This window comes from Candidatus Latescibacterota bacterium (assembly GCA_019038625.1).
Lineage (GTDB): Bacteria > Krumholzibacteriota > Krumholzibacteriia > Krumholzibacteriales > Krumholzibacteriaceae > JAGLYV01.
In genome coordinates, this window is the sequence record JAHOYU010000134.1 from 1 (window position 1) to 8,081 (window position 8,081).

The 8,081-nt window shown below is 49.4% G+C and carries 14 protein-coding genes; all 14 read right to left on the minus strand.

Going from position 1 to position 8,081, the window contains the following annotated elements; all coding sequences use genetic code 11:
* On the minus strand, nucleotides 1-211 hold a 211-nt coding region (locus tag KOO63_10390; protein ID MBU8922213.1), incomplete at its 3' end, for a hypothetical protein.
* A complete protein-coding gene (locus KOO63_10395; protein MBU8922214.1) occupies nucleotides 208-942 on the minus strand; it encodes a hypothetical protein in 735 nt (244 codons plus the stop codon). The genes KOO63_10395 and KOO63_10390, both read right to left, overlap by 4 nt.
* A gap of 46 nt (nucleotides 943-988) precedes the next feature.
* Entirely contained in the window at nucleotides 989-1,741 is a 753-nt protein-coding gene (locus KOO63_10400; GenBank protein ID MBU8922215.1) for an SDR family oxidoreductase, read from the minus strand.
* Nucleotides 1,742-1,787: 46 nt separating this feature from the next.
* Nucleotides 1,788-2,180, minus strand: a complete 393-nt coding sequence (locus KOO63_10405; protein ID MBU8922216.1) for a carboxymuconolactone decarboxylase family protein — start codon at nucleotides 2,178-2,180, stop codon at nucleotides 1,788-1,790.
* Between the two features lie 19 nt (nucleotides 2,181-2,199).
* Complete coding sequence (locus tag KOO63_10410; GenBank protein MBU8922217.1) at nucleotides 2,200-2,805, minus strand: TMEM198/TM7SF3 family protein; 606 nt, start codon at nucleotides 2,803-2,805, stop codon at nucleotides 2,200-2,202.
* A gap of 86 nt (nucleotides 2,806-2,891) precedes the next feature.
* Nucleotides 2,892-3,542 (minus strand): signal peptidase I, encoded by a 651-nt coding sequence (lepB, locus tag KOO63_10415; protein MBU8922218.1) that lies wholly within the window; start codon nucleotides 3,540-3,542, stop codon nucleotides 2,892-2,894.
* 106 nt (nucleotides 3,543-3,648) lie between these two features.
* Nucleotides 3,649-4,278: a PorT family protein gene (locus KOO63_10420; protein MBU8922219.1), complete on the minus strand. Its 630-nt coding sequence runs from the start codon at nucleotides 4,276-4,278 to the stop codon at nucleotides 3,649-3,651.
* A 29-nt stretch (nucleotides 4,279-4,307) separates the two neighbouring features.
* The gene (locus tag KOO63_10425; GenBank protein MBU8922220.1) at nucleotides 4,308-4,850 is read right to left on the minus strand and encodes a hypothetical protein; all 543 of its coding nucleotides are present in this window, start codon (nucleotides 4,848-4,850) and stop codon (nucleotides 4,308-4,310) included.
* Between the two features lie 9 nt (nucleotides 4,851-4,859).
* On the minus strand, nucleotides 4,860-5,333 hold the full coding sequence (locus KOO63_10430; GenBank protein ID MBU8922221.1) for a GNAT family N-acetyltransferase: 474 nt from the start codon (nucleotides 5,331-5,333) through the stop codon (nucleotides 4,860-4,862).
* Between the two features lie 29 nt (nucleotides 5,334-5,362).
* Entirely contained in the window at nucleotides 5,363-5,608 is a 246-nt protein-coding gene (locus KOO63_10435; GenBank protein MBU8922222.1) for a GlsB/YeaQ/YmgE family stress response membrane protein, read from the minus strand.
* 68 nt (nucleotides 5,609-5,676) lie between these two features.
* Nucleotides 5,677-6,555 carry a DUF3078 domain-containing protein gene (locus tag KOO63_10440; GenBank protein ID MBU8922223.1) on the minus strand — a complete coding sequence of 293 codons (879 nt, stop codon included), beginning with the start codon at nucleotides 6,553-6,555 and terminating at the stop codon, nucleotides 5,677-5,679.
* A gap of 166 nt (nucleotides 6,556-6,721) precedes the next feature.
* A complete protein-coding gene (locus KOO63_10445) occupies nucleotides 6,722-7,216 on the minus strand; it encodes a flavodoxin domain-containing protein (GenBank protein MBU8922224.1) in 495 nt (164 codons plus the stop codon).
* Nucleotides 7,217-7,232: 16 nt separating this feature from the next.
* Entirely contained in the window at nucleotides 7,233-7,748 is a 516-nt protein-coding gene (locus KOO63_10450) for an N-acetyltransferase (GenBank protein ID MBU8922225.1), read from the minus strand.
* Nucleotides 7,745-8,081 (minus strand): hypothetical protein (locus tag KOO63_10455; GenBank protein ID MBU8922226.1); only part of this gene is annotated, 337 nt, incomplete at its 5' end. The genes KOO63_10450 and KOO63_10455, both read right to left, overlap by 4 nt.

Below are 8,081 nucleotides of genomic sequence, written 5' to 3' on the forward strand. Positions count from 1 at the left end.
GCCCGCCGTGGATAACGAAGACAGGGATACCTTCCGGATGGCCGCAGACCCGGTAATGTATCCTGTGAAGATCAGATACCTGTAAATACCCTTCCTCGTAAGATTCGATCTCGGGCCAGAGACCGGGTTCACCTTCCGCGGCAACAGAGCCGTACGAATGTACCCCTGAAATAATGATAATAATAAATAGTAGTATGACGTTCTTTTTCATTCCATGGAACTTTCGATCTCCGGATTGTCACCGGGCAATGAATCATTCCCGTCTATCTGGTCATCCATCATCCTTTTCTCGACCGCGTGATACATCGACGCCAGGGAAGTCCCGCACCACATCGTCGCTGGTATCGTCCCCACTACCATAGCCAAAAATCCGGCTACCTGAATCGGGATGAAAAGGAAATATATCATAAAAATACTCAACGTGTAGCCCCGCGTCATGTTCCAGCTTGTCTGCACCGCCTCGATAGCATCGAGCTTTCGGTCGGTGACCAGGTAAGGCACGAAAGCCAGCTTACATGCCACAATGATACCTGGGATAATAAAGAAAATAACTCCGACAGTCACCAGTACCTGCGTTATCAGCGCGGACAGGATGACGTGGAGATAACTGCTGAATGCCGCTCCAAATCCTGAGGCGGAACACCTCGTTCCTCTGGCGGCCTGGAGATAGATGTTTGCCATCCCGTATCTCATGGGCACAAGGACAAGGTACCCGTAAATGAATAGGAAGAACCCAAGCGTCGACCCCTCGTAGTAATAGTATTGGCCGAATACGAAACCCGATATCATCATCGGTGTTGCGGCGGCAAACAGGACGATAAGCGCGAGAAGAAGCTCGAAAAAGTTCTTCCATGTCCGGTTCCAGCCGTTGGAGAATACGGAATCGACGGTAGGCTTCAATCCACCATACTGTTCACCGGTCACTGCGTTATAATTTTCCATCTTACTTTCTCCTTCAACCAATTGTCTGCTGCCATCTAATACACCACTATCTCATGTAACTTCCGGCATTGATATCGACGGTCGAACCCGTCGCGTGGTCAAGTTTTCCCGATGCCATCAGTACGACCAGGGGTGCAACATCTCCTGGAGTCGTCATCTCTCCAAGCGCCAGCTCGGTCCTGATGACCACTTCCTCGTCAATGATACCCTCGGCCATGGGAGTCCTTACGAACCCCGGCGCTATAACAAAAGATTTTACGCCCTTTTTCCCGAACGAGCGGGCGATCGACCGGCTGAGAGACACCATCCCCCCCTTGGATGCGGCATAAGCCAGATAATCTTTCGTCTCCCCCCTGAAGGCCGCTCTCGAAGCGATATTGACTATCCTTCCGCCACCCTTTTCCATAAAATGTCTGATAGCAGCCCTGCATAAGATCCCGGTTGATGTCAGATTGACTGTCAATGTCCTTTCCCACGAATCCAGCCACTCCTCCATCGGGTTTTCCACAGGGCAGGGTTCGAAGATACCGGCATTATTCACCAGCACATCCACACGACCGTATTCCTCCACGACAGTATCGAATAGACTTACAGCCGCTTCGACTATTCCCAGATCTGCATTGAAAGCTTTCGAACCGTTCCCAAGTTTTACAGCCAGTTCGACAGCTTCGTTCTTGTGTATATTGTAATGAACTGCTACAGCAGCTCCGGCAGCAGCCAGTTCTATCGCTATCTGTTTGCCTATCCCACTGCTCGCTCCGGTGACAAGCACTGTCTTTCCTTTTAGATCGATTAACATATCTATCCTGTCCTGAAATGGGTCCGGAGAGTCGTCGTGTCAGACCTTACTCTTCCTTCCCCTTTGAATCTCTCTTGTCGAATATGTCCTTCACCGTGTACAGGGCGTTTATCGCCTTTGGAAATCCCGCGTAGACACTCATCTGGAGAACTACCTCGATGACTTCCTGTCGAGTTGCGCCATTATTGAGAGCTGCATGAATATGAACTCTCAGCTGAGGATCGCACCCTCCCATAGCCGCCATCGCGGCTATCGCCGCAAGCTCCCTTGTCCTGATATCCAGCCCCGGCCTCGAATAGATATCACCGAAGGGATATTCAATCAGATAGCGGCCTATTTCCGGAACGATATCCTCGAGATACTCGACGGCCCTGAGGCCGCCCTTTCCATCTATCTCCCTGAATTTCTTCATTCCCCTGTCATATTTTTCGCTACTCATTCCCACCTTTCCCGGAGTCTCATCTATCATCACTGTTTTTAGAGTATTTGAACTGGAATATCATCCCCGACACAGACAGCGCCAGCCAGCAGATCAAAATCACGAGTCCGGGACCACCTCCTGACATGGAAAGGCCTGCCGGGTCGCGATAAGTGATCATCGGGGTATATCCACTGCCCATGAAGAAAAAGGATCCGGCTACCAGATACCATGCACCAAGAAAAGCTGTGGCTACTGTGATGATCGTCTTCTGAAAAGTAACCGCAAGGATCCCTCCCACCAGAGCAAGGATAACAAAGAGAAGGATATGAAGGGTGTTACCGGCCACGCTGGTAATTATCACTCCGAAGAGCCAGCCTGCCGCGGCGCCAAGGACAAAGATCCCCATGAAATACAGTCCCACAAACAACGACCCGCAGATCAGGCCTCCAGCCACTCCCGCGATCAGGGGTACGATCCCCATCCCACCCATGAAAGAAGCGGTGAGCCCCCCCGCAAGGTAGGCACCGAGTATGAATCCGATCATGCCAAGCACTGCCTTGAACATCCGGTATCCCCAGAAACAGGCGAGCAGACCGAATATTATATAGACAAACGCGAATCCGTTTTCGGTGAAGACACTCATCAGACGCGTCCTTTCCTGACCGTCATCTTCCTGACCGTCATCTTCACATCAGGGTAACTTCATGGACCCCGGAGGTCAATAAGAGTTCACATCATCCGAATCCGGTCGAAACGGGGTCTCCAGCTTTTCAGGTCTATGGAGAACCAGCAGACAGTGAGTTCACCCTCGACATTCTCAAGAGGAAGCAACCCCCAGTACCGGCTGTCATAACTGTTATCCCGATTATCGCCACAGACAAAAAGCTGCCCCTCAGGCACGACGATCCTCTCCATCGTTTTTAGAGTCTGAACCCCTGGAATATGCTGGATACTGTATTTATGCCCGGAATGATCTTCTTCGAATATCAGACTCCCCTCACCCCTGGCTACTAACTTCTGCGAAACAGGCTTTCCATTGATCCGGAGGTGACCTCCGACTACCTCGACGACATCACCGGCGACAGCCATCACCCTCTTGGTATACAATTCGCCCTCATCAAGAGGGAACTTGAAGACCACTATGTCGCCCCGATCAGGTGTGGCCCACTGAACAATCGTCTTTTTTGTCAGGGGAACCTTCAGCCTGTAGGCAAGTTTGTTCGCGTAGAAGAGGTCGCCCTCCAGTATCGTCGGATTCATCGATGGCGTAGGCACGATATAGCTCGCGAACACGGACGACCTGATGCACAGAAACACCATGATGAATACTGAATAAAATATGACGTTCTTCGCGAATTCACGTTTATCTACACGAATCATCGGAATCCTCCCTTAATGCGGGTCGCAATACCTATGCGTCTATCAGTTATTAATACGTCCCGCCCGCAAGGATTGTTTCCGGCTACTGTGTCAGACTATCACTCTGCTAGAAACTGATTCCGAACAGGAATCCGAACGATGAATTGATCACTTCGACCGGCTCGGCTCCTTCAAGACCCTCGTTATCGAAACAGGGGGTAAAATCCCTGCTGTAACGAAATTCTCCGGAAAACCGGTTAAAATCGATTCCCAGAGCGATATCACCGCCGATGTTGACATCTTGCAGGTAATCATCCGTTCCTTCCTCCTGCCAGATCGTATCATCGGCTACTCTCTGCTTGTAATCGATCCTTGGGCCACATGCGATATAGATCGATGCGGCGACTAATGAGATCTTGTATTTCGGGAGGACCGAGATGCTGATGTAATCGATCCGATTATCGAACTCGATCGTCCTGTCATTATCGATGTCCAGGACATCGTTCTTCATACCTCTTTGAACGTATGCCACCTCAGTCAGCAGACTGAACATCGGCAGATCGAGCCATTCTCCGAAGACTCCGATGTGAATTCCTACCCTTGTACCGGGATCGAGATCATAAGGCGCGTCGAAACTCTGGTTCGTGAACTCGACTCCCCCCTTGATCCCGAATTCGACAAAGGGAAATGCCTGAACGGAACCTGCGGCAAAAACCATTATAACCAATAAAATTGTAATGATAGAATGTTTCATCATTCTCCTTTCGAGAATACCCGGACAGACGTCTAGTCTATCCGGAAGGTGTAAGCTGAATGTCTGAAGATATCGTGATACGTGCTGAAATCTTCCGGTTCTGCACCGCACGTGATGAGGTATCCCCGATCTTTCTTGACTAATGTATAGCCCAGAAGCCTGACATAAGTATCTTCAAAATCCACATCGAAGAAATGGTACATGGCTTTTCTTCCATTTATTTTTATCTCACCATATCCGTGTTCACTGTAATAGCTTGCCTCATGAGACTGTTGTTTCCTGATAAAGTTGAAATACTCGTCCAGACCAGGTTTGTCAGGAAGTTCAATTACCTCTACCGTGATGTAGGCAAGCATGAACTCGGGATCTTCAGGATCGAGTTTCGAAGCAGCGACTACAGGTTCGTCCTCACCGTACTGCTCGGTCACTTCCCATCCCTCGGGAAAGATCATTGAAAACCTGTGGATACCGTTCTTATATTTCTGCCCCTCGACTTCTTCCCCACCAGAACAGCCAGCGATGACAAACGAGGCAAAAACAAACAACAACGCGGATGATAACAACGAGTTATTCATGGCACATCCTTATCGTTCCAGGTACATCTTCCTCAGAAACGGCCTGAACCCCGAGGATTCCCAGAAAGCGCGGCCGATATCATTCTCTTCGGCCACATTCATCTCTATCCTGAATATTTTTTCCCGATGAAACCATTCGATGATGCCCGACAGGATAACCGCACCTATGCCTTTCCGCCTGTGCTGCTCCAGAACGGCAATATCCACGATCTCCCCCCTGGGCATCAGCTTAAAAAGGGGAGGGTGATGTGTGATATGAGCAACCGAATATCCAGTGATCCTGCCTTCAAGAATAGCTACGGGAACATAATATTCGCTGTCGTCCAGAATCCGCGACAGAAAATCCGCATAGATTCCGGGACCACAGTCGCACATTCCAAAGGAATCCTGGTCGAAGTTCTCATGATGACTCATAAGTTCTTTCCAGATCTTCAATATGTCCGACACATCAGACTGTACTGCTTTTTTAACGGTAAGGTCCATTTCGGTCACTCCATTTTAGTTGTGCGGACTCAGCTACCGTCTTTCCTGAAAAGACTTATCACCCCGAGGAAGATCACAGCTCCGACGACCGACATCGCTATCCTGCCCAGGTTCCCCCAGATGTGAATACCCATTTTTTCGAACACGTATCCACCGAGTAGGGCGCCTATTATCCCTACTATCAGGTTTCCAAAACAGCCGAAACCGCGCCCCCTGATGATGTGGCCGGCAAGCCACCCCGAGATTATTCCGATTAAAATAAAAGTTATCAGCATTTTCCTGCCTCCCTGTCATGGATCGATTTGCCCGTAAATCATATCTCCCGATGCCATCAGGCCCGGCCTCAAATAAACTTGTATGTCACTCCAAGCGCCATAGTCTGCTTGAACCGACCGCCAAGATCTACTTCTTTGTCGTACAACAGCTGTATATACAGATTGACCATCAGGTATTTCGTTATGTTAGCCGTAAATATATTCTCCCAGTTCAGATCGGGAGCCTTCCAGTAATCCTCGGCCTCCGTGCCGGCGACAGCATCCTTCTCCGAATAGGCCAGAGCCTGGTAGACTGTAAGCTTGCTTGTCAGGGTTATCTTGTCCTCCGAAAAGGTCGTCTTGAATTCGGAGTCGAACTGTATACCTACATCCAGACTGGTAAACGTCTTTTTCGTGTCATCGACTATCTGATCGCGATCGACATACTGTCTGGTCGCTACACCCAGCCTGACGTCCAACTCGCGTTTTTCCTCTTTGATCAGATCTTTAGACGCGCCAAACGCCTCGGTGATCTTCATCGGGTTTATATACCTGTTATTTTCCGGATCGCTGCCATCCCAGAACTGTGTCTCCACACGTCCACTGATGAAAGGATCTACTACCCAGTCCTTTGTGATCTTGAGAACACTTTCAAAATCGATCAGGTCGGTCGATTTCTCAGGGCTCCTCCATACCTTGGTCTCTGTATCCTGGTTGTGCGTCTGTCCGAACAGAAGTTTAAACGTGTTCTTCGTGTGAAAACTCGAAGTCAGCTGTTTTTCCGCGAGGAAATTCGAATTGAACACCCAGATGAGTGCCCCTGTCTCCCCCCCCACCCAGTTATCACTGTAGGCGTTCTCTGTAAAGGTCACGTTCGCGTCCATGGACAGCTTCCAGTCCTCTCCCAACGCGCTACCCGAAGAAAGAATCATAAACACACACAATAGAACGATTATTTTCCTTCTCATCATTTCTCCTTTATACATCTCCACTTATAGGTTCATATCGCCTTGTCATGTCATCTGACATGCCCCATGCTCACAGGGTACAACAGGCTCCTTGATAATTAAAATGATTTTTGCCGGGATAATGTGAGGCAGGCGATGTCCATGCATCAATCCGAAATGCTTTCGCTTACTCAGTGGCTCCCGATATAGACTCGACGAACCGGGCTATCTTCGATTCGTCTATTTTTGATACACTTTCTGTGATATCGGCCACCTTCTTTATTACTTTTTTTTCCAGAAAATTCATCCTGGAGAAATCGAATTCGCCTCCGAACAACCCCTGAGCGGTCGCGTGGTTCCGCAGGACCTCATCGAAGGCGGCGTCGAACTGTACCTGGGCTTTCTCTCCCTCTTCCATACAGCAGAGGTAAAGCCCAAGGTTTTTTCTCACCAGTATCATCCGATTTTTTTCGCAGAACTTTCTTAGTTTTCTCTGCACCTGCCCGGCGTGAATCGAGCCACCGATGATGACTGTGTCGTAGTCCTCCAATCGAACAGGACCGTTCTTTTTCAGATTGACCACCTCGGCCCCTTCACCCAATCTATCCTTTAACATCTTCGCGGCCTTTTCAGCACAGTCATGATGAGTCATATAAATGATCATCACTTTCACTTTCAACATTCCTTTCCTGCTCGATTCAGACGAGCCCATCGAAGGGCGGAGAAAAGATCACCATTCCCCCAACACCTTCCAGAGCATCATCCACAAGGCCAGTCACCATGAACGCTTCGTCCGGCACATCGAAAGGCACTTCAAAACCGGCGTCACGGGCCGGCACGAACCCGAATCTGGGATAGAATTCCGGATGCCCTATGACAATTATGATCCGGTGACCCAGTTCCCTGCATTTTTCGATGCCTTTTCTCAGCAGTCTGCTACCTATACCCCGATTCTGCATATCAGGTATTACTGCCATGGGAGCAAGACTGAGCACTTCCATATCACCGTTGTCACCTACTACATTTATCCTGCTGAACATAATATAGCCCGTCACCTTCCCCCCTGTCTCCGCTACGAGGGAAAGCTCCGGGATATAGTATGACGATTCTCTTATCGCCTCGATCAGATCCGGCTCTTCCTCGTTATCGAAAGCCGCGCGTGTTATACTTCGGATCGTATTGAAATCCTTTTCCAGTTCCGGTCGTACCTTCAATCTTCGTCCCTTCGCAACAATCCCGATCCATCACAGAATTCATAAGGACCCACTATTTTTTCGTGTCCGATGACCGTCACATCATCCGGATGGTAAAGAGTCACGTAATCCACCCTGTAATATGGAGGCATACAGGGAGCGTTCCCCTGCAGAGGCCTTGAAAGACAACTGAGGTAAATCTCCTGGAAAAACCCGGCAGAGTACCAGATGACAAACGAATCCGACATCTGAACTGTCTCGAAACGAGGATGGGGTGTGCTCTCATACGATTCGCCATAGACATTCAACTGGACCATGAGAGAATCTTCCAGCCAGCCTGTCTCATAATAGATG